At 49.4% G+C, this 24372-nt stretch carries 24 protein-coding genes and 1 tRNA gene; 14 read left to right on the top strand and 11 right to left on the bottom strand.

The features are described 5' to 3' along the window. The first annotated feature begins 1 nt into the window (after window position 1). Complete coding sequence (locus tag ABJG22_RS12215) at window positions 2-1750, top strand: monovalent cation:proton antiporter-2 (CPA2) family protein (RefSeq protein ID WP_348020549.1); 1749 nt, start codon at window positions 2-4, stop codon at window positions 1748-1750. A gap of 20 nt (window positions 1751-1770) precedes the next feature. Here the strand turns inward: ABJG22_RS12215 and aroB are convergent, their stop codons facing one another. Beyond that, window positions 1771-2871: a 3-dehydroquinate synthase gene (aroB, locus tag ABJG22_RS12210; protein ID WP_348020548.1), complete on the bottom strand. Its 1101-nt coding sequence runs from the start codon at window positions 2869-2871 to the stop codon at window positions 1771-1773. Next, entirely contained in the window at window positions 2868-3443 is a 576-nt protein-coding gene (locus ABJG22_RS12205) for a shikimate kinase (protein ID WP_348020547.1), read from the bottom strand. Before ABJG22_RS12205 ends, aroB begins: the two co-directional genes overlap by 4 nt. A 92-nt stretch (window positions 3444-3535) precedes the next feature. Between ABJG22_RS12205 and ABJG22_RS12200 the strand changes: the two genes are divergently transcribed. The 5 genes from ABJG22_RS12200 (at window position 3536) to ABJG22_RS12180 (ending at window position 9053) form a co-directional block, all read left to right on the top strand. Next, complete coding sequence (locus ABJG22_RS12200) at window positions 3536-3670, top strand: hypothetical protein (RefSeq protein WP_348020546.1); 135 nt, start codon at window positions 3536-3538, stop codon at window positions 3668-3670. Between the two features lies 1 nt (window position 3671). Further along, a complete protein-coding gene (locus ABJG22_RS12195; protein ID WP_348020545.1) occupies window positions 3672-5537 on the top strand; it encodes a hypothetical protein in 1866 nt (621 codons plus the stop codon). Between the two features lie 39 nt (window positions 5538-5576). After that, the gene (locus ABJG22_RS12190; RefSeq protein WP_348020544.1) at window positions 5577-6473 is read left to right on the top strand and encodes a tyrosine recombinase; all 897 of its coding nucleotides are present in this window, start codon (window positions 5577-5579) and stop codon (window positions 6471-6473) included. A gap of 31 nt (window positions 6474-6504) precedes the next feature. After that, on the top strand, window positions 6505-7452 hold the full coding sequence (locus ABJG22_RS12185; RefSeq protein ID WP_348020543.1) for an acetyl-CoA carboxylase carboxyltransferase subunit alpha: 948 nt from the start codon (window positions 6505-6507) through the stop codon (window positions 7450-7452). A 101-nt stretch (window positions 7453-7553) separates the two neighbouring features. Next, complete coding sequence (locus tag ABJG22_RS12180; RefSeq protein ID WP_348020542.1) at window positions 7554-9053, top strand: M48 family metalloprotease; 1500 nt, start codon at window positions 7554-7556, stop codon at window positions 9051-9053. A gap of 59 nt (window positions 9054-9112) precedes the next feature. Here the strand turns inward: ABJG22_RS12180 and ABJG22_RS12175 are convergent, their stop codons facing one another. Then, complete coding sequence (locus ABJG22_RS12175; protein ID WP_348020541.1) at window positions 9113-9280, bottom strand: Flp family type IVb pilin; 168 nt, start codon at window positions 9278-9280, stop codon at window positions 9113-9115. A 113-nt stretch (window positions 9281-9393) separates the two neighbouring features. After that, the gene (locus tag ABJG22_RS12170; RefSeq protein ID WP_348020540.1) at window positions 9394-9567 is read right to left on the bottom strand and encodes a Flp family type IVb pilin; all 174 of its coding nucleotides are present in this window, start codon (window positions 9565-9567) and stop codon (window positions 9394-9396) included. Window positions 9568-9658: 91 nt separating this feature from the next. On the opposite strand from ABJG22_RS12170, the gene ABJG22_RS12165 reads away from it, so the two are divergent. Further along, on the top strand, window positions 9659-10081 hold the full coding sequence (locus ABJG22_RS12165; protein WP_348020539.1) for a (deoxy)nucleoside triphosphate pyrophosphohydrolase: 423 nt from the start codon (window positions 9659-9661) through the stop codon (window positions 10079-10081). On the opposite strand, the gene ABJG22_RS12160 is transcribed toward ABJG22_RS12165, so the two are convergent. After that, complete coding sequence (locus ABJG22_RS12160) at window positions 10078-10944, bottom strand: methyltransferase domain-containing protein (protein ID WP_348020538.1); 867 nt, start codon at window positions 10942-10944, stop codon at window positions 10078-10080. The two genes, ABJG22_RS12165 and ABJG22_RS12160, sit on opposite strands and share 4 nt — an antisense overlap. Window positions 10945-10984: 40 nt before the next feature. On the opposite strand from ABJG22_RS12160, the gene ABJG22_RS12155 reads away from it, so the two are divergent. The 5 genes from ABJG22_RS12155 to ABJG22_RS12135 all read left to right on the top strand — a co-directional run bounded on the left by ABJG22_RS12155 (window position 10985) and on the right by ABJG22_RS12135 (window position 13499). Next, window positions 10985-11722: a ComF family protein gene (locus ABJG22_RS12155; protein ID WP_348020537.1), complete on the top strand. Its 738-nt coding sequence runs from the start codon at window positions 10985-10987 to the stop codon at window positions 11720-11722. 67 nt (window positions 11723-11789) lie between these two features. After that, window positions 11790-12047 (top strand): glutaredoxin 3, encoded by a 258-nt coding sequence (gene grxC, locus ABJG22_RS12150; RefSeq protein ID WP_348020536.1) that lies wholly within the window; start codon window positions 11790-11792, stop codon window positions 12045-12047. 6 nt (window positions 12048-12053) lie between these two features. Next, a complete protein-coding gene (locus ABJG22_RS12145) occupies window positions 12054-12887 on the top strand; it encodes a carbon-nitrogen hydrolase family protein (protein ID WP_348020535.1) in 834 nt (277 codons plus the stop codon). Continuing rightward, window positions 12884-13378: a DUF1178 family protein gene (locus ABJG22_RS12140; protein ID WP_348020534.1), complete on the top strand. Its 495-nt coding sequence runs from the start codon at window positions 12884-12886 to the stop codon at window positions 13376-13378. Before ABJG22_RS12145 ends, ABJG22_RS12140 begins: the two co-directional genes overlap by 4 nt. 44 nt (window positions 13379-13422) lie before the next feature. Next, window positions 13423-13499, top strand: a tRNA-Arg gene (locus ABJG22_RS12135). A 166-nt stretch (window positions 13500-13665) separates the two neighbouring features. Here the strand turns inward: ABJG22_RS12135 and ABJG22_RS12130 are convergent. From ABJG22_RS12130 to ABJG22_RS12105, 6 genes are all read right to left on the bottom strand, one after another. Then, window positions 13666-13851: a hypothetical protein gene (locus ABJG22_RS12130; protein WP_348020533.1), complete on the bottom strand. Its 186-nt coding sequence runs from the start codon at window positions 13849-13851 to the stop codon at window positions 13666-13668. A gap of 1118 nt (window positions 13852-14969) precedes the next feature. Continuing rightward, window positions 14970-17723 carry an RHS repeat-associated core domain-containing protein gene (locus ABJG22_RS12125; RefSeq protein ID WP_348020532.1) on the bottom strand — a complete coding sequence of 918 codons (2754 nt, stop codon included), beginning with the start codon at window positions 17721-17723 and terminating at the stop codon, window positions 14970-14972. Between the two features lie 17 nt (window positions 17724-17740). Further along, window positions 17741-19636 carry an RHS repeat domain-containing protein gene (locus ABJG22_RS12120; RefSeq protein ID WP_348020531.1) on the bottom strand — a complete coding sequence of 632 codons (1896 nt, stop codon included), beginning with the start codon at window positions 19634-19636 and terminating at the stop codon, window positions 17741-17743. Window positions 19637-20262: 626 nt separating this feature from the next. Beyond that, window positions 20263-20622 (bottom strand): hypothetical protein, encoded by a 360-nt coding sequence (locus ABJG22_RS12115; protein WP_348020530.1) that lies wholly within the window; start codon window positions 20620-20622, stop codon window positions 20263-20265. A 31-nt stretch (window positions 20623-20653) separates the two neighbouring features. Beyond that, the gene (locus ABJG22_RS12110; protein ID WP_348020529.1) at window positions 20654-20917 is read right to left on the bottom strand and encodes an RHS repeat domain-containing protein; all 264 of its coding nucleotides are present in this window, start codon (window positions 20915-20917) and stop codon (window positions 20654-20656) included. Between the two features lie 523 nt (window positions 20918-21440). Further along, complete coding sequence (locus ABJG22_RS12105) at window positions 21441-21785, bottom strand: hypothetical protein (protein ID WP_348020528.1); 345 nt, start codon at window positions 21783-21785, stop codon at window positions 21441-21443. A gap of 1239 nt (window positions 21786-23024) precedes the next feature. Between ABJG22_RS12105 and ABJG22_RS12100 the strand changes: the two genes are divergently transcribed. Both ABJG22_RS12100 and ABJG22_RS12095 read left to right on the top strand, forming a co-directional pair. Then, window positions 23025-23720, top strand: a complete 696-nt coding sequence (locus ABJG22_RS12100; RefSeq protein WP_348020527.1) for an OmpW family outer membrane protein — start codon at window positions 23025-23027, stop codon at window positions 23718-23720. Window positions 23721-23849: 129 nt separating this feature from the next. Then, the gene (locus tag ABJG22_RS12095; RefSeq protein WP_348020526.1) at window positions 23850-24335 is read left to right on the top strand and encodes a hypothetical protein; all 486 of its coding nucleotides are present in this window, start codon (window positions 23850-23852) and stop codon (window positions 24333-24335) included. Window positions 24336-24372 lie beyond the last annotated feature (37 nt).

Here is a 24372-nt window from a genome sequence, read left to right as displayed (position 1 = left end):
TATGAGTGATCTACTGCTGGGCGGTTTCGTCATGCTCGGCGCTGCGCTTGTGATGGTGCTCGTGTTTCGCCGGTTCGGCATTGGTGCGGTTCTTGGTTATTTGATCGCGGGTATCTTGATTGGCCCGCACGGCTTTCAATTGATTAGCAACGGCGAAACGATCCTTGAGTTTTCCGAAATCGGTATCATTCTTCTCCTATTCATTGTCGGGTTGGAGCTAGCACCCGCGCGGCTCATGCGTCTGCGTCAGGCTATATTCGGACTGGGATTAAGCCAGGTTGTTCTGTGCGGTATCGTGTTGTTCTTGCTGATCATGGCGACCACCAAATTTACGCTCGCCGCTGCTATTGCCATTGGTTTACCACTCGCCCTGTCTTCGACGGCACAGGTACTGCCGATGCTGCAATCCTCTGGCAGGTTGAACACGCCGATGGGTGAAAAGACGTTTTCAATCCTGCTGTTTCAAGATCTGTCAATCATCCCGCTGCTGACAATCATAGCGGCTTTATCGCGTGCGCCACAGCAGGATGGTGGGCAATCAGGATGGCTGACGGCCATCTATGCGATTGTAGCGATTGCTGGTCTTATCGCGGCTGGTAAATATTTGCTGCAGCCTTTGTTGAAAGTGATTGGTCGCATTGCCGAGCGAGAGCTGTTCATTGTTGCAGGCCTTGTGGCGGTTTTTGGAAGCGCTGCGCTGATGGAATTGATCGGGCTGTCGTCGGCATTGGGCGCATTTATCGCCGGGGTTATGCTGGCTAATTCGCCGTATCGCCATGAGTTGGAAGCCGATATCGATCCATTTCGTTCCTTGTTGCTTGGTTTCTTCTTTCTGGCTGTCGGCATGATGTTGGATATCAACGTTGTTATAGAAAATACCAGCTTTGTTGTAGGCGCAGCTTTGGCGTTGGTTGCCGTAAAAATCGCGATTATTTTTGGACTGGGCAAACTGTTCGGCATGGAGACCTATCCGGCTCTGGCAATGGGAATGTTGCTCAGTCAGGGCGGAGAATTTGGATTTGTGCTTTTTGCCGAAGCTGAAAAAGCAATTCTGATCGAACCGGAGGCGAGCAGTCTATTTGGAGCGATCATTACGGTTTCAATGGCGATGACTCCCTTTTTGATGCTGCTCACGCGGATGTTTAGTGAGGGAGGAAGCAAAACGACTACAGATCATGAAGACCCTGCCAATGCCGAACGAGCATCGGTAATTGTCGTTGGGCAAGGTCGATTTGGTCAGACCGTTTCACAAATGATGTCGGCTGCTAAAATTCCGCTGACATTGATTGATATCAACCCCGAGCAGATCGATATTCACGAACAATTTGGCGCCAAAGTATTTTATGGAGATGGGACTCGGGTAGATCTTTTGCGTCGGGCGGGAGCAGAGCAAGCAGATGCTGTTGTCTTTTGTATGAATGACAAGGAATTCGGTCCGGAAAGAGCCCGTGAGGTCATACAGTCCTTTCCCGAAACCAAGATGTTTGTCCGGGTCTATGATCGCCGTCAACTGGTTGTACTAAAGGGGTTAGGCATCGTCGGAATGAAGCGAGAACTTTTCGAGTCTGCCATCCACCTTGCCAGACAGACCATGTATGCGATTGATATAGATGAAAGCCTGATCGACGAGGTTGATGACGAATTTAGGCAACGTGATTGCGATCGGCTAGAGGCGCAAATAAAGTTCGGTGGCGATATGTTTGCTGGAGCAGAGTTTGGGTTCGGCGGGGACCTTCCCGAAAAAAGTTGAGTCCAAACCGATACAGATGACTAAGCCGACGCGTCCAAAAACGCGGCGACATCATCCAAGTCTACATCATTAGCGAGAAATGTCTGGCCAATGCCGTTGGCGAGCAGGAAGGGAAGAGTACCGCTGCTCATTTTCTTATCGTGCATCATATGTTCGACCAGTCGTTGGCCTGATGCCGCAACGGATGATGTGGCCAAATTATAAGGCAATCCAACCGACTTTAAGTGGGTGACTATGCGTTCTGCATCCGCTGCATCACAATGTCCGCGCCTGACCGAATATCCGAAAGCCAGTGCCATGCCGGCGGCGACAGCTTCTCCGTGGACGAGCTTCTCAGAGAAACCAGTTTCCGCTTCCAGCGCGTGGCCGAATGTATGGCCCAGATTAAGTAAGGCGCGCCGTCCGCTGAGTTCTTTTTCATCTTCGGCGACGATGAGGGCCTTCGCGCCTACGCTATGGATTATGGCTTTGCTGACGGCATCTGGGTCGCGGCTTAGAACCTTGTCTCCATTTGTCTCGCACCAAGCGAAGAAACTCGCATCATTAATCAGTCCATATTTGACTACTTCGGCATAGCCCGCGCGTAGTTCTCGATCCGGTAAACTGTTCAGGACCAGTGGATCGATCAAGACAAATTGCGGCTGATGAAAACTTCCGATCAGGTTCTTTCCGGCTGAACTGTTGATCGCTGTCTTACCGCCAACACTGCTATCTACCTGAGCGAGGAGACTGGTGGGTATTTGAACAAATCCGCATCCGCGCTTGGCAATGGCCGCCGTGAATCCAGTGAGGTCTCCGATCACCCCGCCACCGAACGCCACGAGCGTGTCGGAGCGTTCGATGCCTTGAGCCAGAAGCCAGTCGGTCACAGTTTCCAACTGTCGCCAACTTTTACTAGTTTCCCCGGCTGGCAGGCTTTTCACGACAAGGGTGACATCGCTTCCGGAAAAAGAATTCTGCAGCTTTTGGAGCAAATGCGATCCGACATTCTCGTCTGTGAGAACGAAAAGGCGTTGGTTGTTGACGAATTTCTTTAGATGAGTGGCGGCCAACTCAAGAGCGCCGGTTCGAACCAATATCGGGTAGCTTTGCTTGCCTAATTCAACTGTGATTTGGGTCAACGTTGTAACGCCTCAATAATTTTTTCAACGGTTATATCATGGGGCGAATCATTGCCCATGACATGAATATGTGCGGTGGCATAAACGGGATTTCGTTTGGCTGCTAGATCGGCCAAAATCGTCGCTGGATCACCGGATTTTAATAAGGGGCGTGTGTCGCGTCTTGATACGCGTTTTACCAAAATATCTAGGTCGGCATCGAGCCAAACTGCGGTTGCGTCTTTGAGAATTAGTGCGCGCGTTTCGTCGTTCATGAACGCACCGCCGCCCGTTGCGATCACCTGACGCTCGCCTTCCATTAGCCGGGTAATGACGCGCCTTTCTCCGGCGCGGAAATAATCTTCATCAAAGCGTTCGAAAATTTCTGCGACCGTCAGGCCCGCTGCCCGTTCAATTTCCTCATCAGCATCTACAAAAGCAAGACCCAGTCGTTTTGCTAAGCGTCGGCCTACTGTGGTTTTTCCAACCCCCATCAGACCGACCAGTACAATCGACCGATCCGTAGGCAAATTCGGCTTTTCACCGGAATTACCTGTGGAATTGTCGAAAGAGGCTTTTATGTTTTTGTCCATTGGGGCAAAGGCTATACAGTGGTTGGCTATAGGTGCAAATTCCAATACTAACTATGCTAGTTTTTAACCGTACGGAAGATTGAGTTACAGCGATGCCGCGTCAGTTGGTCTATTTAATTTTATTTGTGGCGATCTTGATCGGTGCTGCATTTCTCTTGGCTTCGATGGATGTCGAACAGCCGCTTCAACCGGTTGAAAAATCGGTAATTGGTAGCGATCTGCAATAATATGCGGATGCGTATCAAGCATGTATCTTTAGCTGCCGCCAGTCTCGGCGCGCTTTTGGTCGCGATTCCGGTTTTGGGACAGGATTCTCCGGAATCTCTACTGCCGCCGGGATTCGGAGATTCCACTCCAGCTCCTAGTCCCGCACCTGTACCCGCGTCTGCGCCCATAGTCGTTCCCACGCCAGCTCCGGGACCGGTTCCAGTGCGGCCTGCCCCTTCTCAGCCACAGGATTCATCAAACGAAACTCTTGTCGACGGAAGCGTCGTTGACACTGCCTCTGTGCCGTCGCTGACTCTTGATGAGAATGGAGAGCTTGACCTTGATGCGTTGGATGATGCGCTTCGGCCCAAATATTATTTGTCCGCAGGCGCAAGGCGGTCGATGGCGGAAATAGGCGTTTTGACGCCGCGATATAGTGGCTTGCCCAAGGACGCATTCGGCGGTGAGGGTGGTGAATATCTTACAAATCTAATTAGAAATTTGAATGGGCCTATTGTTTCGCGTTGGAGTTCAATCTTGCTCCGCCGCGCATTGCTCAGCAAAGTCACCAGTCCGGCGAATGTAAACCCAGCAGATTGGACAGCGGAACGCGCTTGGCGGTTACTGCGCATGGGTGAGGCGGATGCGGCCCGTTCGCTGGTTTTGAAGGTTGATGGTGGCAACTATACGCCCCGGCTCTTTGAAGTGGCGATGCAGGCGCATCTGGCAACTGCCGACCCGGCTGGCATTTGTCCTCTAGTAGAAAGTGGTGCGCGCGTCAGCGATGCTCCGACCTGGACGATGTTCCGCCCTATTTGTGCGTCCTTCGCAGGGGAACAGGGGCGAGCGACCCGTCTTCTCCAGCAAGCAAGGCGGAACAAGGCTGCCACAGGAATTGACTATCTGTTAGCAGAAAAGACGATTGGTGCCGGGTTCGAAGGCCGCAGAGCTGTAACGATTCTTTGGGATGATATAGAATTTTTCAACAACTGGCGCTTTGGCTTGGGTGTCGCCACCGGCGTTGAGCCGCCGGATTATCTATACGCTCAGGCAGGGCGACATGTGCAGGGTTGGCGCGCTCGGGCGCCAATGCTTTCAAAAGAATCACGAATGAAAGCCGTCGATATTGCAGCCGCTATGGGCGTGATTTCGAACCAAGCAATGGTCGATCTTTACGCCGCTACCTATGATGATCCGGCGGCTAGTGACGATCAGAGGGCGTTGGCATCGGTATTGCGTCAAGCTTACACCGATGACACAGCGGAATACCGCTTGGCAGCGATGCGTGACTTGTGGGGGCGATCCAACGGTGTACTGACGCGATATTCCGCTAAGATACTCACCGCTCGCGCCGCGGCGAAAATTCCGCCGACGGAGGCTCTTAACGACGATAGCGGAGATCTGATCGCTTCCATGCTTTCGGCCGGTCTGGATCGCAATGCCGAAAGATGGGCAAATATCGTGGGCCAGGGGAGTGATGGCTGGGCGCTACTGGCTGTCGCTGCGCCAACCAATGATGTTCCAGTTCCTTATGATGCGCTGAACACGTTCGCTTACTCGGATACGAGTGATGAGCAACTGCGCAGCAAGTTTCTTCTCGCCGCGGTTGCTGGCTTGGGGAGAGCGGATCAACAGGCGATCGGCGATTTTGCCAATGATTTAAGTTTGGACTTGGGGCGGTCTACGAGGTGGACGAGAGCAATTCAGGCGGCTGCTCAACGTGGTCAACAGGGAACGGTGGCTTTACTCGTTGCCGTTGGAATGCAAGGCCGAGACTGGAATGCCATGTCTCCCTTGCACCTCTATCACATCATGCAAAGCCTGAGCCGCGTCGGCCTGGAGCCTGAGGCTCGCATGATCGCCGCTGAGGCGTTGTCGCGGACATAAGCTTTGCATTGAAGGCAGTGAGGTCTATTTGTCTATAATATGAGCGATGATGCTAATCTGATTGAGCGGTTTCTTGAAATGCTTGTTGCAGAAACTGGCGCATCTCAACATACTTTGTCAGCCTACCGAACCGATTTGGAGCAGGCCTCTGTAATCGTCGGAGGGCGACTATCCAATGCCGATCGAGAGGCGGTCAAAACACTGCCCTCTCATTGGCGGAAATTGCAAAATAGTACGGTTGCTCGGAAATCTTCGAGTTTGAGGCGTTTTTTCGGGTTTCTTGTTGAAGAAGGGTTTCGAGAGAACGATCCTTCCGACGCGTTGCCCCGGCCAGGCCTGGCCCGCTCCTTGCCAAAGACCCTCTCTCACGCCGAAATCGCGATGTTATTCCAGTTGATTACTGAAGGCCTTAATAATCAGCCGGTTAAACCCGCTATCGTAAGACTTTCGGCGATAATGGAGCTCTTATATGGTTCGGGGCTCAGGGCGAGCGAGCTTGTAAGCTTGCAACGATCATCCATGGCTAGCGACAAACCCTATTTGATAGTGAAGGGAAAAGGAGACAAAGAGAGGTTAGTGCCGATTTCTCAGCAGGCTCGTACTGCCGTGCGCCGATGGATCGAACTTATTGACTCGAAAGAAAAATGGCTTTTCCCTTCAAGAACTGGCCATATAAGCCGGGTCAGGCTGTTCCAGGTTATCAAAGAACATGCCGCTAAGGCGGGGATTGATCCCGCAAACATAAGTCCCCATGTTTTGCGTCATGCCTTTGCTACCCACCTGCTTGAAGGAGGAGCCGATCTCCGGGCATTGCAGACTTTGCTAGGACATAGCGACATTAGCACCACCCAAATCTACACACATATCGACAGCGCACGTTTGGTGGAGCTTGTGAATAATCGTCATCCATTGAATCAACTAAATCTCGTGCGTTGACGTTTAGCTTGTCCGGTTCTAACTCGTTTTCATGACATCTTATCTCGATTTTGAAAAACCTATCGCTGCGCTCGAAGCCCGTATTCTCGAACTTAGAGATACCGCGGATGAGGGCTCACTTGACATAGAAACGGAAATTGAAAAACTGCAGGCCAAATCAGCCAAAATGCTGAGCGAGACCTATGCGAAACTGACCCCTTGGCAAAAAACACAAGTTGCTCGCCATCCGGAGCGCCCACATTTCAAGGACTTCGTCGAGGGCCTGTTTGATGAGTTTATACCGCTTGGGGGCGATCGAAACTTTGGTGATGATCAGGCGATAATAGGCGGATTTGCACGTTTGGGAGATCGCCGGTTGGTCGTCATTGGTCACGAAAAGGGCGATGATACGGAAAGCAGGCTGCGGCACAATTTTGGCATGGGTAAGCCGGAAGGCTATCGCAAGGCGATACGCCTTATGGACATCGCCGACCGGTTCTCGCTTCCGGTTTTGACGTTAGTGGATACATCAGGAGCCTTTCCGGGCGTATCTGCAGAAGAGCGGGGGCAAGCTGAGGCAATCGCTCGCTCAACCGAGAAATGCCTGTCGCTCGGGGTTCCGACTGTCGCGATAATCGTGGGTGAAGGCGGATCGGGCGGCGCTGTAGCTTTGGCGGCATCCGAACGGGTGCTCATGCTTGAGCATGCCGTTTACTCGGTAATTTCGCCGGAGGGCTGTGCCTCGATCCTGTGGCGTACGGGTGATAAGGCTGATGTAGCAGCAGACGCGATGCAAATCACAGCCCAAAATCTTAAAAAGCTTGGTGTCATTGATCGGATAATCGAAGAACCGATGGGGGGCGCGCATCGCAATCAAGAATTGACGATCAACTCTCTGGGCAAGGCGATTGCGGAAGAACTTGAGAAGCTTGAAAAGCTCGACCGCGAGACGCTGAGGAAAATGCGGCGCGAAAAATTCCTTCAAATTGGTGCGCTTTAGGCCAAAAGTGCTTGTTCTGCGTGGGGTGAAACGTCATTTTACACCTCCCGCCCTTTACCGGATGATCTGTTCTTATACACTGCTGTGAAGAGGAGCATGATATGAGAGCAGTTTCGAAAAGAATGATGAGCGCCGCAGCAGTAGTGGCTTTGGCAGCATGCACGGGTGGCGGAGCGGACGCTGGCGCTGTTAACTCAGCAGGAAATCAGGCGGGCGAGGTCCGTTCGATATCGGCAGCAGATAAACAAAAGGGCGCAGAGGCACACCCTCAACTGCTTCAGGAATTTGGCGGCGCCTATACCGGTTCTCAGGTCGGCTATGTCGTGGGTGTGGGGCAAAATATTGCGGTGCAATCCGGTCTCGGAAATGCGCGCAGTGATTTCACCGTAACCTTATTGAATAGCCCAGTTAACAACGCTTTCGCGATTCCGGGCGGATATGTCTATCTAACCCGACAGTTGATGGCATTGATGAATGACGAGGCCGAAATGGCCGGCGTTCTAGGTCACGAAGTTGGTCATGTCGCTGCGAGACATAGCGAAAAAAGACAAAAAGCAGCCAAACGCAACAGCATCTTGGGAATCTTAGGGCAAATAGGGTCTCAGGTTTTGTTGGGGGACTCTGCCATCGGACGGATCGGACAAGAGGTTTTCGGTACGGGCAGTCAATTGCTGACATTGAAATATTCGCGCAAACAGGAATATGAAGCTGATGATCTAGGTATCCGCTACCTCGCTTCTGCAGGCTATGATCCGCAGGCACTGTCATCCATGTTATATTCCTTGGCTGCGCAATCCGCGCTGGATGCACGCACGGCAGGGCGCGATGCCCGCAGTGCTCCGGAATGGGCAAGTACGCATCCTGATCCCGCGCGCCGCGTGTCGCGGGCTGCAACAAATGCTGGTAAAATGAATGGGTCTGGCAATGTTCGGAACCGCGACCAGTTTTTGCAAAGACTGGATGGGATTATGTACGGTGATGATCCCAAGCAAGGGGTGATCGAAGGAAATAGTTTTCTTCACCCGGATATGAAGCTGAAATTCAATGTCCCCAACGGCTTTTCCATACAAAATGGAGCGCGCGCCGTATCGATTGCTGGGTCGGCTGGGCAAGGACAGTTTACGACTGCTGCCTATAATGGAAATATGGCGTCCTATATTGACGCTGCTTTCAAGAGCCTTGCAGGCGAAGGGAAAGCTATTTCATACGGCGCTATACAAAGAACGACAGTCAACGGGCTGCCTGCATCTTATGCAATGGCAAGGGTCAACAACAATAGTGGTCAGGTTGATGTCACGGTCTTTGCTTATGCCTTTTCGAAAAGCAGTGCATTTCATTTTGCGACGATAGCACCCGCCGGCAAAGCCTCCGTTTTTTCACCAATGTATCAGAGCATGTCCAGGCTTTCGACCGCTCAAGCGTCGAGGATACGACCGCGTAGGGTCGATGTTGTGACGGTAAAACGTGGAGATACAGTTTCCAGCCTATCCTCACGGATGGCCTATGCGAACTACAAGCAGGATCGGTTCTTGGTATTGAACAGATTGCGTGCGACTGACGGACTGAGAGTCGGCCAGAAGGTCAAAATAGTTACCTATTGATTCAATCGGGCAAAAAAAAAGACGGCAGCCCAGAAGGCTGCCGTCTTATTGTTCGTTTATTATTCGCCGGACATCGAGCTTTCGACTTCGGTGAAGGTGTTGCTGAGGGTGTTACCCAATTGACCCATTGCAACGATGGCTGCAACAGCGATCAGAGCAGCAATCAAGCCATATTCAATAGCCGTTGCGCCTTCTTCATTTTTAAACATTTTACGTACGATTTTCATGTCTGGTCTCCTAGTTATAACAAAAATTCACTTACCCAATTTGAGCAAATAATTGCTCACATTCAATGTTCTAAGACAGAAACCTTACTCAAAGTTTAAGTAAGGAAGGCTTTTTACGAGGCCTCTGTTACCTGAGTGGCAACATCACCCCATATGTTGGTCGTTTCAGTGGCAACACCGGTAATTGCAACGATCGTTGCAAGTGCAATGAGGGCCAAAATCAAACCATATTCAACAGCCGTCGCACCCGTGTCAGACAGATATAATTTTTTTAGAAAACTAATCATAACTCTCTCAACATAGATAATTCCTGCTAAGTCACGAACGAGACCGGTTTCACAGAAATGGATTAATAAAATCCTTACATCGCAGGAAAAAATGGAAAAAAATCCGACATATCTGTTTGTCGTTGCTGCTGCGTTGATGGACCAGAATGGCAGAATTCTGGTGCAGAAGAGGCCAAAAGGTAAACCTATGGCGGGCCTTTGGGAGTTTCCTGGTGGCAAGGTTGAACCAGGGGAAACTCCAGAAATCGCTCTGATTCGTGAGCTGCAGGAAGAATTGGGAATTGCTGTTTGCGAGCCGGATTTAGAGCCGGTTGCTTTTGCAAGCGAAGCTTTGGCGGACAAACATCTGCTCCTCCTTCTATACATCTGCGGCAAATGGACCGGATATGTGGAAAGCCCTGATGCCCTGGATTTACAGTGGTTATCGGTGGAGGCTATTCAAGACCTAGCGATGCCTCCGGCCGATGGCCCGCTGGTTCAAAAGCTGGCATCTGTTCTACGCGATATAGATTAGTCCTTATCATCTCCGGAAAGTGTTGTGCTAAGTGAGACCTGTCCGCTTCCGCGGCGTGCCGGCTTCGGTTGGCTTGGGTGAGGGGCCCATCCGCACAGATATAATATAGTCACATTCTCAGAGAATTTGCCGTCGGCATCTGCTTGAGCGCTGAACAGGGATCGGATGCGATCGTAGATCGGTCGACTAATCGCGGAACGATTGCCGGTCATGATATTGCTGCCCCCGACATTTCTTATATCGGCAATCAAGCGGTCTAGACTGGAATATCGGAGGTTTAATCTGTCGCTATCTGCGACGGGCAGAGTGAGGCCCGCGCGTGCCATGAGATCGCCCGCCGTTCGCACATCGATCTGCGGGTGAATATGTGCCGATACCCGATCACCCTCTGCCTTCATGATCACAGATTTGAGGGATGGGAAGCTTTCTGCGCAGATCAACGCGGCAAGAAACAATCCATCGGGAACCAATATCCTGTGGCACAAAACTAACGCTCCGGGTAGATCGTTGATCGTATCGAGAGATCCGATGTTGATAATCAGGTCAAAGCTGTGGTCGGCGAACGGCAAACGATCATCATCACATCTGATGCCGCCCACAGCTTTCACCAATCGGGTACTGGAATCGGCAAATGTCGGCTTTATGCCGCGTGCTTCTAGTTCTTTTCCAAGCTTTTCTGCCGGTAGACCGATTATCAATGCGCGTTGAAATGTGCACTTTACGACATCTAGCCGCTCCAGAATTTCTTCAACCATGATATGGGAGAGGAAGTCTTCGCCCTTTTCTCGCGCATAGGCGCGGTCCCTGACTAAACGTCTACCTTTTCGACTAAAAGTTTCGGGAACATTGACTGTATCGGTCATAGGGACTTGTGCCTTTAGGAGCGCTGGCCAAAAAGATCAAATGCCGTTGCCCGATCTTTTTAGGCCGATCGTCGATTTCGCTTTGCCACCAAGGTGCCCCATCTGCGGGGTTACGGTGGAAGCAGATCATCGTTTCTGTTTGGATTGCTGGCAACAATTGAGCTTCATCGCGAGGCCGTGGTGTGTTGGTTGCGGTCTGCCTTTGGCTTTTGACCCCGCCGAAGAAAGCCTTTGTATAGATTGTCTAATCGATCCGCCGATCCATGACGGAGTTCGAGCGGTTGTGCGCTATGATGATCGGAGTTCGTTGATCGCGATGCGTTTGAAATATGGCAATCGATTGGGGCTCGCACGATTGATTGCAGAACATTTACAAAAATTCACTGTCGAATGCCCAGAGAACTCTATCATCGTTCCGGTGCCACTGCATCATTCACGGCTATGGCGCCGTGGTTTCAATCAATCGATTTTGATTGGTCGAGAGCTGTCACGTGTCACCGGTATTGGAATGGATTATAGGGTAATCTATCGCAGCAGGATTACTCCTCCGTTGCGAGGTATGACCGGCAAGCAGCGGCGCAAAACCGTTGATGAGGCATTTTTGCTTCGTACCGACGCACGAGCCAGAATCGGCGGGAAATCGATCTTGTTGGTAGATGATGTCTATACCAGCGGTTCGACGAGCAATGCCTGCGCTCGGTTGCTCAAAAAGGCAGGTGCCGAACGAGTGCTCGTTTTCTGCTGGGCTAGGGTTATAAGCGGTTTCGAGAATAGTTAGTGTATCGATTGCTTGAATTTCGCCAACTAACCGCCCATTTGCAGACTGATGATAGAAGGTTCGAGATATGTCGAAAATTGAAATTTACACAAAGTTCACCTGCGGATTCTGTTTCCGGGCAAAGGCCTTGCTTGAAAGCAAGGATGTGAGCTTTGAGGAAACTGACATCACGATGGATGGTAAGAAACGTGAGGAGATGATTCAGCGTTCCGGTGGAAGAGTGACGGTTCCACAAATCTTCATCGGTGACCGTCATATCGGCGGCTCGGACGATCTGGCCGCTTTGGACCAGAGTGGCGAGCTCGATGCGCTTCTTGCCGGATGATCTGATTTGAAAATCGCGCTTGCTCAAATGTGCAGCGGCATTGATCCCGAAGAAAATGCCCGTCAACTTCGCTTGTTGTTAGCCGAAGCGGCAGCCGGCGGTGCGGTCATGGTTTTTACGCCAGAGATGACCGGTCTGCTGGATCGGGATCGGTCGCGGGCTGCAAGAGTGATCCGGAATGAATCGGATGATGTCGTCCTATCGACAGCGCGATCCGAAGCAAAAAAATCGGGGATATGGGTGCAGCTCGGTTCTTTGGCCATCCAGGCCAATGACAATCCGGACGAGAAATGGGTCAATCGTTCCTATCTTATCAGTCCCGATGGAGAAATTGCAGCGCGCTATGACAAGATCCATCTGTTTGATGTCGATCTGAGCCCTGATGAGGCTCAGCGAGAGTCTTCCGCATATGCTGGTGGGCACCGCGCGATCGTGGCGCCTATTCCCGGCGCTATGCTGGGATTGTCGATTTGTTATGATGTTCGTTTTCCCGCTCTGTACGAAGCGTTGACCAATGCTGGTGCCGATATACTAGCCATTCCAGCCGCGTTTACGGTTCCAACTGGAAAAGCACATTGGGAAATAATGCTGCGCGCGCGGGCGATTGAGGCAGGGGCCTTTGTCGTAGCGACAGCGCAATGGGGAAAACATGAGGATGGTCGAACCACTTATGGCCACTCGATGGTCGTGGACCCGTGGGGCAAAATATTGCTCGATATGGGGGAGGGGACTGGCCTTGAAATTTGCGATTTGGATCGGACGAAAATAGCGGAAGTCCGCTCGCGTATTCCCGCCGTCGCTAATCGTAGAAGTTTCGAATTGCCGGTGAAAATGACATGATTGTTTTTGATTTGATCTGCGCGGATGGGGCGCATCGGTTTGAGGGCTGGTTCGGTTCCTCAAATGAATATGAAGAGCAGCAGAGCCGGGGCTTGTTGGACTGCCCGATTTGCGGTGACAAAAACATCGCTAAGGCGACTATGGCTCCGAACCTTGGCCGGAAAGGGAATCAGGCATCTGGCACGGTTGAGCCAATCGAAAATCTCGCCGAACCGCAAAGCCCTCAGTCCGTTAGTAGTGACGTAGCCGTGCCCGCTGAATATCAGGAAATGATTGGAAAACTGGCTAAAGCGCAAGAAAAACTACTCGCTGACTCCGAATGGGTGGGGGATAAATTCGCTGATCGAGCCCGGGACATTCACTATGGTGATGCGGATGAAAAGCCCATCCATGGGACCGCGTCGCAAGAAGAGGTCTCGGAATTGGCAGATGAGGGCATTACAGCACAGCCATTGCCTTTGCCGGTTTTACCACCCGAATCCAAAAATTGATTCTGGTATGCGCTCCTCAATGTGGTTAGACCCGCGAACATATAGCGCCCGTAGCTCAGTCGGATAGAGCATCAGATTCCTAATCTGGGGGCCGTGGGTTCGAATCCCGCCGGGCGCACCATCCATTCAAACCATAATATAAATTACTTAGATGAATATTCCTTTGCGAGCTTAGTACTCGGGCGTCCGAGGGGTAGCTCACCTATTGAAATCAGCATATAGGCGAACATATGCCGTTCGTCTCACAGGCCTATTTCGTGGCTGTCACAGCATATTTAAATTTTGGATTAAATGGTCAGGCGCACCCGAACATTTTCCTCTGACTCGGCCAATCTATTGGGATCGGGAGCCGGTTTGATGTTCGCGTTCGTTGGCGGGGCAGTGAATTTCAACTCGCTGCCCTGCCTCGCAAGTTTTGCGTCAACGCGGATTTCCGATCGTTTCTCTTTGCCAACCGCTTGGAAGTTTATCACAAGCTGTTTTTCCAGAATTTGTACATTGACCCGGTGATCCAGTAATGTTTGGCGTTTCTCGTGAATTGCAGAGTTCTGGAGCCGGTTAGCGAGACCGCGGTATGCCGCTTTGCTTCTGGATGACATTTGCCTCAATTGAAACTGGAGCCGCGTCACATAATATCTAAACCTCTTTGGACCCTTGCAAGCATGGGTTGACGATCATTGATCGGCCATCAGGGTCTGATATCAGCCCGTGGGGCAAACTCGGGTTTCTTGATTTTTTTCCTGATGCATGGTCTCTGCGATTGGCGGCAAAGATGCGTTGTACATCCCCCCGATCAATGGTCGCTTCATACTCGCCTTTGTAGATGGCGACCTTTGTGTCGCACTTTGCCCATGTAGACCGGATTTTGAGTAACTGGCTGCATTCCGTCAATAATGGCAGTGATGATGTCCGGGGCTAGATAACTTAGACGCGTCAACCGTTGCAGATGCCGTTTGCTATATTCGGATAACATGGGCGAGGGGATGCTTCGGAACCATTGGATCTGGCTCATAAATAGTTGTAATGATTGCAAAGATTCTGTCCGCGACACTACGTCAGCTGGATAGTGACAGAATATGTGCTGATATTTTACAACACGGTTCTAAGGGGGAGGCGGAAAGTTTGTATGTCGTGCCCGGAACGTTGCATTTGGGCTCGCAAAAGTCATGTTGACGGCACTTTCAAGCGAGTGTCCTGTGCGACAGGTTATTTCGAACCTAGTATGTTTTTAAACTGTGGCTTTAACTAGAGAAATTCCCATGCTCCGAAGAAGTGTAGTTTTGAAAATATCTCGTCAACACTATCTCCTTCAGTTCTGGAAACAAAAGAGTTTACTTTATCGAGAAGAGAGCTCTCATCAAATTTTTCCGTAAAAATTATTCTCGACGGAATTAGCACGCCTTCTCTTTCTAGAGTATGTCTTAGCCAAGCGGAATTACATACATGTAGATTAAAAATATCACCTCCATCTTGATCATCCCGTCCTATTATCACCTGCGCGTGCAGGCGAATAGGGTCATCGCAAAAGGGATAACTATTGTCGAATTGATCGGCGTCCAAAAAGTCAATTTCTTTGACAATACATTTCATCTTAGTTGATGTCCAAGTGTCCGTTTCCTACAACTTCCCAACTTTTATTATCTTTACCATCGTCCACCAGCACCCTCCTTTCAAAATTTGCTTGTGTTTTTCCGCCGCTCTTTTGTGAAGCGGAGCGAAAAGTCCTTGTTCGGTCTTCACTCACCCAAGAGTTGCCAGTTTTTGATTTTGTGGCTCCTTTTCCGACCCAAGCCATGCCCAATTCTTCGGATGCTTCGCGGGTCGCGCTCCCTAAGCCAAAATTTCCCTTGTTAGTTAGGGCGTTCTTAAACAGATTTGAAGCAGCAGCAAAACCCTTCATTGTGCTTAGGCCTAATGCACCTTTTCCTATAGTGCCCGCATGCACTGCAAAACCGCCAAGACCTATCCTAGAAAACGCTGCCCTAGCAACAACAGCTTCATCGAAAGGCGTTGCCAAAGCGAAACTTGCCAAGAAAATTCCAGTAAAGGCTTTTTCAGCTAGGTTCATTTCTCTATCTGGTCCAGATGGTGCTTTGCCAGTCGCTACCAGCTGATCCAAACGACAACCCGATAATGTGCAACTGTCTTGTCCTGATGGATCCATCATGTTCGCCGGATCATTGCCCACATAGGCATAGAGATTAACCTGATCCTCATAGCCGATCGGGTCGGTTTGCATGAAACGCCCCAGCGTCGGTGAATAGGCCCGCGCCTTGTAATGATAAATCTCCAACTCCGGGATCCAGATCTGACCGGTATACTGGAAGCGCCCCAAATTGGTATCATTGGGAATGCCATAGTCATCATAGCCGTTGGCCTGCACCATGCCGCCAGAGCTGTTTTGGATTGCTATAACACTGCCCTGCCAATTATTCTGTAGGTGGCGACGGGTTGTCGACCCAATAGTCGCCCCATTATACCAGATGATCGGATCATCTACGCCACCGCCATGGACATAACGGTCGAGCATCGTTCCTGAAGCATTATATTCCTCCACCAGCGCATCACCGTCGTAGAGGAAACGCTTGGTTGTCGCTGCGCCATCCCCAACCGTTTGATATAAACGCCCGAGTGGATCATAGATCAACGAAGCCGTCTTTTTACCGGAAGCGCTGACCAAACGATTTTCTACATCATAAATATAGGATGTCGAGTTTTCTGGAGTCAGAGGGCCGTTTTGAGTTTCCGGTTTTCCACTGCGTGTTAAATTACCATTGGCGTCATATTCAAATTTGGTTGTTCCCACAGGTGTCGGATTCGCATTTGCAGTCGTGTACTGATTGAGGCCATTGACCGTATAGTTGCGATCAATGTTATAATGTGCAGTCGCCGCGTAAAGACTATTGCTGATCTTGCGGGTCTTTATTTGAGACGCGGGATTATAGGTAAAATCAAAATTCACATCGCTACTGGATCCCGAAAGATTGCGGTCCAGATCGGTAAGCCTTCCAATAGGGTCATAGCCATAGCTGCTAGCAGCCACTGCACCATTAGCGTCTTTCTCGCCTGCTCGAAGGCCACGCTGGTTATAGCTATAGGATTTTAGATCAACCGGCGTCGATCCACTTTCCTGCACCAGTTCCAAGCGATTGAGGCCATCATAGCTATAGAGAAAAGCCTTGTTGTCGGGATGGATGACCTTCGTACGATTGCCGTTCTTATCATATTCATATGTCAGCGCCAGCGGCGTACTGCCCATGCTATTGGTACTGCTGATCATCCGGCCAAAGCCGTCATAGGCGTTATCCACACCGGGGCCTGATAAGCTATCAAAACGTGCTTTGAGTTGAAGTCCACGCAGGTCATATTGATAATAGACGTCGCGCGTGTGAACCGCAGCTAATCCAGGTCGAGATGGTACAACTTTTCGTATAACCCTGTTTAGATCGTCATATTCGTAGGTCAGTAAAGAACCATCGCGCTTGCGCAAAGATGTACGATTGCCGTTGGCATCATAATCATACTGCTCGTAATCCGCTGCACTCAAAGCACCGGCGGAAGTCAACGCGGTTGCAGGGGTCGCGTCATTATAGCCCGTAGGGTTTGCCTTAGAAGGGAATGACCAGCGGATCAGACGGTCGTAGCCATCGTAAACCATCTCGGCCTTGTTACCGTTGGCATCGATAACATATTTTTGCTGACCGCTGAGGGTGTAGTCATAGGTTGCATAGGCCTGCTCGAGAGGCGTACCGACCGCACGGCGTACTTGCTTGACCTGACTTGCTGCATCGTAGATGGTCCTCGTAATCCGATCGGGGCCATGTGTATTGATACCAGTACCCTGCGCACCTAGAATACAAGCTGAAACCGGCAGATTGTTCCAAATGGCAGGATTCATGCGAACCGCAGTACATTCCAAGCGGCCTCTGTCATCGTAACTAAATTGTGTGACGTCAGTAATCGCTCCGTTGCTGCCTTTCCTAACGGTCTTTCGCTTGCGGTTTATTTCATCAAAACTGTTTTCAATAGAAGTCAGTACCGTAAAATCAGTCCAGTTAGCAGCAGCTATTGTTGTTGCCTGCCAACTGGCCAATTCGCCTATTTCTATCTTTATTGGGTTACCCCGCATATCATAAGTCGCACGAGTGGCTGCATACTTCAATGGACCGGAATCATCAGGATTAGCGGTTATAGTGCCTGTAACGCGACCCAGTAAGTCATATCGGATAACATTCTTATAGGGCGCTGCTGTGTCAGCTCGCGCTTCGGTTGTGATCGTAAGGCTAAGCGCAACAAGACCGAATGCTGCTGCAAGCAGAATCTGTCGTGATCGAACAAATATCATCTGATTTCTCCATTCTACTAGCAAAGCTGGCCACCACAAGGATCAGGCGGAGGCGGAGGCGGAGGCGGAGGAGGAGGAGGAGGAGGAGGAGGAGGAGGAGGAGGAGGAGGAGGAGGAGGAGGTGGTGGTGGAGGTGGTGGTTCCGACAACGGACATGATGAAAGGTTAGCGTTGGGCTCAGTTTCGCTAACCAGTCTTCCAAACATGTCATGTTCATAACAAGTCCTCAGGCTGACCGCGTCAGCGATTTCCACCTTTTCCTTCAAAGTGAATCCATTGCCGGTGTCATAAGCAAAAGTTGTGCGCTGCATGGTGCTGGCGTTGATTTTTTGCTCTGTTTCTGTCCTCAGATAGAAAGTTGCACCATCAACGCCTGTGAAAGGCGAGTAGTTATGAGTTGTTTCAGTACAACCACCAGAAAGCGAACATATGCCAGTGGCGTTATATCCAGATTTCTCCGTCAGCAGGCCGCCATGCGTTGTTGACCAAGTATAATTGGTGCGATTACCTTTGGGGTCAATCGTGTAGATAGGTTTGTTGCAAATGCGAAAATTTGTATCATTGCAGGTCGGAAAACTTGCCTTGGTAATATGATCGGGCTGCCCAGACCCTGGCTTGGCCCTAGCTATTGTCTCAAAGATATTACCGCGACTGTCCCGCTTATAGTGAATCTTGCGACCATCAGGAAATTCTTCTGTAATTTTTCGACCAAGCTTGTCGTATTCGTAATTTGTATCTCGGCCATTCTCATCAGTGATTCTACCAACTTGGTGCAACGGTTGATTGAAAAAATGGGGATGAATATCCACGGCGTGATAAGTCTTATATCCAACATCTGTATAATTATTTGTATCCCAGCTTAGGTGGGGCTCTGGCACACCTATCTTACCTATATAACGAATCTCTGAGCCATCCGCATAACGCTTTATGCCGGCGGGATATTCTACATGCTCTCCATTTCCATAGGTTGCTTTTGTCACACTTGAGGAGCTACCGCTATAATCGATTGTGAGAATATCACTATCATCATCACTTACCTTTGTAAGCTTTTGATCGGTAGAAAATATTAAACTTGAGTGTGTATTTGGGTTTATCGGTTCGTAATCAAAATATACCATATAACCGGATAAATCGGAGAAAGAAGAAAGGTTGTAATTATTGTCATATGTGTACGCCACACTACCTAGAATATGATCTATGCATGCGGTCCCGCATTTCTTTTTATAAGCATCTACTTTCTTAACTTTTGTAACTTTTATGCTATTTGGGAAGCCTCCGGTTGTCGTGTCGGCAAGATAGGTAAACTTGAGACCGAAGCCTCTCGAATTCTCTACTTTTTCAATTCTCGGATTTGTTGCCCCTGTATTGGCTGGCCCATATGAACTTCCGTTAGCATAGCTGAATTTCCATTTTTCCCCATTTGGAAAGACAACTTCAGAAACTTTGTAGCCTATTAAGTGCGCACCCGGCTCATCTGAAGGTGAATCTGGAGTCGGTGAAAGGTGTGGATTGACTCTGTAAATCGATTGAGAAGATTGTGCTGCTGCTCCCAAACAAAAGCATGCTACTGATGTGTCAAAAATATACTGCGTACCATCTGATGTTGTGGCAACCGTTTTTGAGCCATCTAGTTGTTCTTGGCCTTGCAAGTAGTTGCCGTGATGAGTGATGAAAGTTCCGCTCCCATCCGTTGCATGGGCTTTAAATGTGCTAGGATTGGTCGATGAAGTAATTTGCGCACGAGCGCCGTCAAAAGGTATAGAATGCAAGCCTATATTTAGTCGATCTTGTCTTAAATTTTTAGGTATACTGCAGCTAGACCAGCTTTCACCATAACAAAACCAAACAATATCAAGGCTATTCATTGTAAGATCGCCCAAGCGCGCATCATGATCAAATGCTTCGTGGGACACGTATCTTCTAGATATGTGAGTCCGGGTTAGTTCTATTTTAGAAACCGATTCGCTCGGGCCAACGGAAATGTCGCTAGACGAAAGAGACAGAAGCCCCGTCGATATGTTTTTTATATCTCGATACTTAGTGGTCCTCTCCTCCTCATTAATATCAGCAGAATTAAACGGCTGGCGGTCGTCTAATTGAGCCAACAATTGATTACTATGTAGCAGGGATACTATAGAGCAAGTTGCTAGAAGAGTTGATTTTAACATATTGCGCCTTTTGGTTCAAAATGAGGTTTGTTATTTTGCCGTACCATGGACTGGTACGGCACTTTCACGCATTAGGTCTGAGCTGGTACGGCTTTCCATGTCGTTATTGAGGTTGCAAATTGGGGGCCAATCAGTGCGCCATAATCCACATATTGTGACATCGTCGTTCGCGAGATGGTTTGCATGCTGTGTATCTGCCCAAGCTGGCGTTGAGGACAGCATCAAAACGCTGGCCAACATCGGTTGAAGCTTTGCAAAGCCGCCGTTTAACATCAGAATTCTTGACTTTTGGATATCCATCTAACTTCCAAACTTGCTAATTGTTAAATTTCCCGTGCGCTTGGGTTCCCTACCTATCGATCACGGTTCCATCATCTTGAAACATACATCGCGCCGCTGCTGGTAAGCTGGTTGTAGTCCGTCCCGTGCCAGGACACAGTCGCACAGTTATGCGCATAGATTCTGAGTTTCAGCTGGCCCGCAACTGCGGTTAGTGCGCTGGAAAGTAATTCAGTATATTCGCTATGGGTGTTGGCTACCCAAACAGGATCTCCTGTGGCGCAAGGCGTAGAGCCAAGATTACCAAATGCTCCAAATATAAGGAAGCCTTGATTACGAACGATCTCTACTTTTGTTGGTATGACGTCGTTGGTCCAACCGCCGGCGGCGCTTGCAGTAGAAGGGATTGACATGGCTGCAATTCCCAACACTGCCGAAAATAGTTTTTTCACTGCAATATTCCTTGCGACTAGTTAAAGATTGTCAGTATGATGGGCCCTTGATCGGGATCACGAGAAACCCGTTTATCGGCAGCACGATGAAACGGCCTGGTCCACCGGGCGTTCCGCTGCTTCCCGTAACCTCAACACGTTTGCGGTTCCCTGCCGCATCATATTCATAGACAGTCCCAAGACCATCGTTTGATCCACCGGTCGTGGTCGTTCCAATCAATCGGCCGAGCGCGTCATATTCATAAGCAGTCGTGCCTTGCGCCAGTGCAGGACTACCTACGCAAAGCGCAATCAATGCTATGGAGATAGGGTTATTAAAGACAGAGGCTAATCTACGAACATTGTCTTTGCTATTTATAGCGACAAGAAAACTGAGCCTGTCCGCAAATGTCATAGAGCCCCCTGTTACTTTGCAGAAGTTGTCATGGATGACCATGCATGTCAACAGGCGTAAAATTGACAATCAAACAAATTGGTTGAAAATGGCAAAATTCAAAAAAAGGGTAATACTTATATTATCGTGATCAGTGCATTTACCTGCAAAATCGCAGATTTTATTCAACCGCTCGATCAATTGACAAGACGGCACCCTACAATCGCCTTAACTCACTCCAACGACCATGCTCCAAAAAACTTAGAAGTCCAGTCGGACTTCACACCCTGCAGATGGTTGAGAGAAGCAAAATGGATGAATAGCTTGGAACGCATTTTCATATGAGCCGCAAATCACCCTCAAGTTTCGGGAATATCATCCGACTCCGCTTCAACTGAAGTTTGAATTTTGTCACGCGACTGCCATACAAAGCCTAACTTCAGGACTATGGCCGCAAAACGACATATCCAATTTTACAATATCCGCTGGTACTGTCATTTGTATAAATTGTGACTGTTTTCCCAGTCGAATATGCAAGCATCAACGCTGAAGCTATAGTCTCATAGTTTGTATCGCCGGTATTAATAAAAGCCCAAGTATGACCAGCTGTGCAAAGACCAGGAAAGCCTTCCAGATATACCCTGAAATCATAATTGGGGCCGGGAGTGGTGATATCTATCTGCGTCACCTTCCCGGTCGTCGTCCCATCCCATGCGGCAACGGGAGCGGAACTTGCAACCAGAATTCCTGCAAAAGCAACATGTTTGAATTTTCTCAGATAGCTTAACATTCAACGCTCCTTGTTTCACGAATCGCGTTGACCGCTTGTATGGGATCGCCATGCGCAACAGACAACAGACAGCAGAAAAACGGACTATTTGGCCTTTGGTGCGCTGGAGAAATTGTTTGTAGATTGCGGTTGAGTAACGAACCTACCTGATATGATCAGAACATATCATTGTCGCTGTACAAGAAGTCGATTTACCTGCGTATCGCAGTGTGTGATGGTAGTGTCTTCATAATTCACCATCACTATATGGTTTGATGCAAAAGCAAGCATCAATCCACTTGCCAATACATCGTAGTTGGGAATAGTTTTCAGCAATATGAAGCGATTGCTTTCGCATGGACTGCCAATATTCACTTGAGTGCCAGTGAGCCTGAAGGTCAATCCTGACGTGCTTGGGTAAATGTACATAATTTCGCGACTAGTAGTCCATTGCTGCGCTGCATGGGCGCTTGTACTCGCGAAAATCGAGAGAGCTACAAAGCTGCTTATCACCAACGTTGAAATTGGGTTTCTATTTTTCAATTTATTCCTCCACCTATTGAGGAAGTTGACTGCTTGCTTTGCTGTTGTCAATTGGACGCATGATCGGATTTGCAGTTGCCCAGAGGTTAAGAAAGATCGACTAATAGAGGCCCACAGCGAAATAACACCCCCAAATTAGGGCCTTCAAAAAACTCCAAAATGGCCGAAAATGTCAAAGACTATTGCCTTGTGCTTGATTTGGTTGGACGTATCGTGAGAGTACTTGGCTAAGAATCGAAGAAAATCGCGAATATTCTTGGAGATCTTCTTCACGGGAATTGAGATTGAAATTCTACTTCGATAAATCAACCCCGGTTCACTCAAACGAAATTAGACTGATTATCGAGCTTTGTTATAGAGAACCAATTTCCCCGTTTATGCTTGTGCAATTCACTGTTATTTTTTGGGGTCTAAGAATCCCAATGATGTGCATTGCTCGAGGAATTTGTACGTTTAGGGCGTCGGCGCAGCTTGGATTTATGCATGATTGCAGGGATTTCCTTGCACATTCCCTGATTAACAGGGAAAATCACACTTGAGACCCATTCTCGACGAACTGCGTCGCGCACCATTGCAATTTCAATGTTTCAAAACTTAGCCAACCCCATCCTTTAGTTTGGGGTCTCTGCCTCAATTTCGGTCCAAGAGATGTCCACTAAACAGGCTGCGAGAATAGCTCAAAAGAGCTGGGCCGGATGATTTGGGGGAGGATATTTGATGTTGAAGAGGCTTTTATGCAGCGCGGTTGCGGCTGGACTTTTGATTCCGCAGGCTGCGCAGGCGCATGAATCTGGTGATTTGATTGTCCGCTTGGGTGCCGCGGTGGTCGCGCCGACGAAAGAGACCAGTGATGATATTGTGGTCACGGTTCCGCCGTTACCAAATTCCAACGTAAGCAAATTATCTGGCGCTGCTCAGCCAGCTGGGTCGATCACCTATATGATTACAGATCACATCGGTATCGAAGGCATTTTGGCGCTTCCCTTTACGGTGGATGCTGAATTATCCGGCGGCGTGCCGCTGGCCACCGGGAGCCCGAGCATCGGGTCGTCAAAATATTTGCCCGAAGTAATTTCGATCCAATATTATCCGCTCAAACCGGAATCGAAATTTCAACCCTATGTCGGTGTCGGTCTGAACTATACGATGTTCTTCGGCGGCAAAGCTAGTGATGCGCTTAACAATAGCGCTGCAGGTGCCTCAACCATCGATGTTGATGATTCTGTGGGTATTGCCCTTCAGGCGGGTGCTGATGTGATGCTTGATGACAAATGGCTGCTCAATGCGGCGATTTGGTACGTTGATCTCAAAACCGACCTGGTTGTCGGCACGTCCAACATTGGCGATGTCAATATCAACAATGTTAAGGTCAATCCGGTCATATTTGGTGTTACGCTCGGCCGAAAATTCTAGGGCTCCGAGCCGCGATCAAATGCAGGTTTTAGGGCAGTTGGGGACGCTTGCCACATGGGCGCAGTAATGTAGCGTTTCTTGAGGCGCCAATATTGTGCAATGATATAAAAAACAAAAGGGGATGGGATAATGTTGACGAGATTTCAGAGAATTATGTTCCTTAATGGCCTCACGATATGCCTGATTGGCTTGATCGGGGGCTTCTTGCTCATATTCAGCATATTGGGTGGTATCTCCCTGTCACCCGTTCCATTGGTTTTGGATTATCAGATTCCCGGTACACCCGCTGCGTGGAAGGCTGTTCATGTCGGGAATATTATGAATGGCTTGATGGCAATAATTTTCGCTTTGGCTTTGCCCAAATTGACGTTGACGCGCGCAGCAAAGAAATTTGTGGCCTATGGAACGATATTGACGATTTGGGGAAATGCCTGTTTCTATGTGTTCGGCGTCTTTGCCCCTAATCGGGGGCTATCGTTGGGTGACAATAGTTTGGGAGAAGGCAATTGGGCAGGTGTGCTCGCCTTCACTCCTGCCTTTATCGGCGCGCTGGTTCTAATCGCCGTCGTGATTGTCATGATAAAAGGCATTTCTAAAGATGTTGCAGAGGACTAGTTAGTAGGCGGAGCTTAAGGGAAGACATTATTCCAAC

It is taken from the genome of Parasphingorhabdus sp. (genome assembly GCF_039939955.1).
Lineage (GTDB): Bacteria > Pseudomonadota > Alphaproteobacteria > Sphingomonadales > Sphingomonadaceae > Parasphingorhabdus.
This window is presented reverse-complemented; position numbering and strand designations above follow the sequence as displayed.

Coding starts and splice junctions, on each gene's coding strand:
- ABJG22_RS12100 (WP_348020527.1), top strand. CDS start 23,025: ATGTTGAAGAGGCTTTTATGCAGCGCGGTTGCGGCTGGACTTTTGATT.
- ABJG22_RS12155 (WP_348020537.1), top strand. CDS start 10,985: ATGCCGTTGCCCGATCTTTTTAGGCCGATCGTCGATTTCGCTTTGCCA.
- ABJG22_RS12190 (WP_348020544.1), top strand. CDS start 5,577: ATGAGCGATGATGCTAATCTGATTGAGCGGTTTCTTGAAATGCTTGTT.
- ABJG22_RS12175 (WP_348020541.1), bottom strand. CDS start 9,280: ATGAAAATCGTACGTAAAATGTTTAAAAATGAAGAAGGCGCAACGGCT.
- ABJG22_RS12180 (WP_348020542.1), top strand. CDS start 7,554: ATGAGAGCAGTTTCGAAAAGAATGATGAGCGCCGCAGCAGTAGTGGCT.
- ABJG22_RS12200 (WP_348020546.1), top strand. CDS start 3,536: ATGCCGCGTCAGTTGGTCTATTTAATTTTATTTGTGGCGATCTTGATC.
- ABJG22_RS12185 (WP_348020543.1), top strand. CDS start 6,505: ATGACATCTTATCTCGATTTTGAAAAACCTATCGCTGCGCTCGAAGCC.
- ABJG22_RS12160 (WP_348020538.1), bottom strand. CDS start 10,944: ATGACCGATACAGTCAATGTTCCCGAAACTTTTAGTCGAAAAGGTAGA.
- ABJG22_RS12170 (WP_348020540.1), bottom strand. CDS start 9,567: ATGATTAGTTTTCTAAAAAAATTATATCTGTCTGACACGGGTGCGACG.
- ABJG22_RS12125 (WP_348020532.1), bottom strand. CDS start 17,723: ATGATATTTGTTCGATCACGACAGATTCTGCTTGCAGCAGCATTCGGT.
- ABJG22_RS12195 (WP_348020545.1), top strand. CDS start 3,672: ATGCGGATGCGTATCAAGCATGTATCTTTAGCTGCCGCCAGTCTCGGC.
- ABJG22_RS12095 (WP_348020526.1), top strand. CDS start 23,850: ATGTTGACGAGATTTCAGAGAATTATGTTCCTTAATGGCCTCACGATA.
- ABJG22_RS12205 (WP_348020547.1), bottom strand. CDS start 3,443: ATGGACAAAAACATAAAAGCCTCTTTCGACAATTCCACAGGTAATTCC.
- ABJG22_RS12215 (WP_348020549.1), top strand. CDS start 2: ATGAGTGATCTACTGCTGGGCGGTTTCGTCATGCTCGGCGCTGCGCTT.
- ABJG22_RS12105 (WP_348020528.1), bottom strand. CDS start 21,785: ATGTTAAGCTATCTGAGAAAATTCAAACATGTTGCTTTTGCAGGAATT.
- grxC (WP_348020536.1), top strand. CDS start 11,790: ATGTCGAAAATTGAAATTTACACAAAGTTCACCTGCGGATTCTGTTTC.
- ABJG22_RS12140 (WP_348020534.1), top strand. CDS start 12,884: ATGATTGTTTTTGATTTGATCTGCGCGGATGGGGCGCATCGGTTTGAG.
- ABJG22_RS12165 (WP_348020539.1), top strand. CDS start 9,659: ATGGAAAAAAATCCGACATATCTGTTTGTCGTTGCTGCTGCGTTGATG.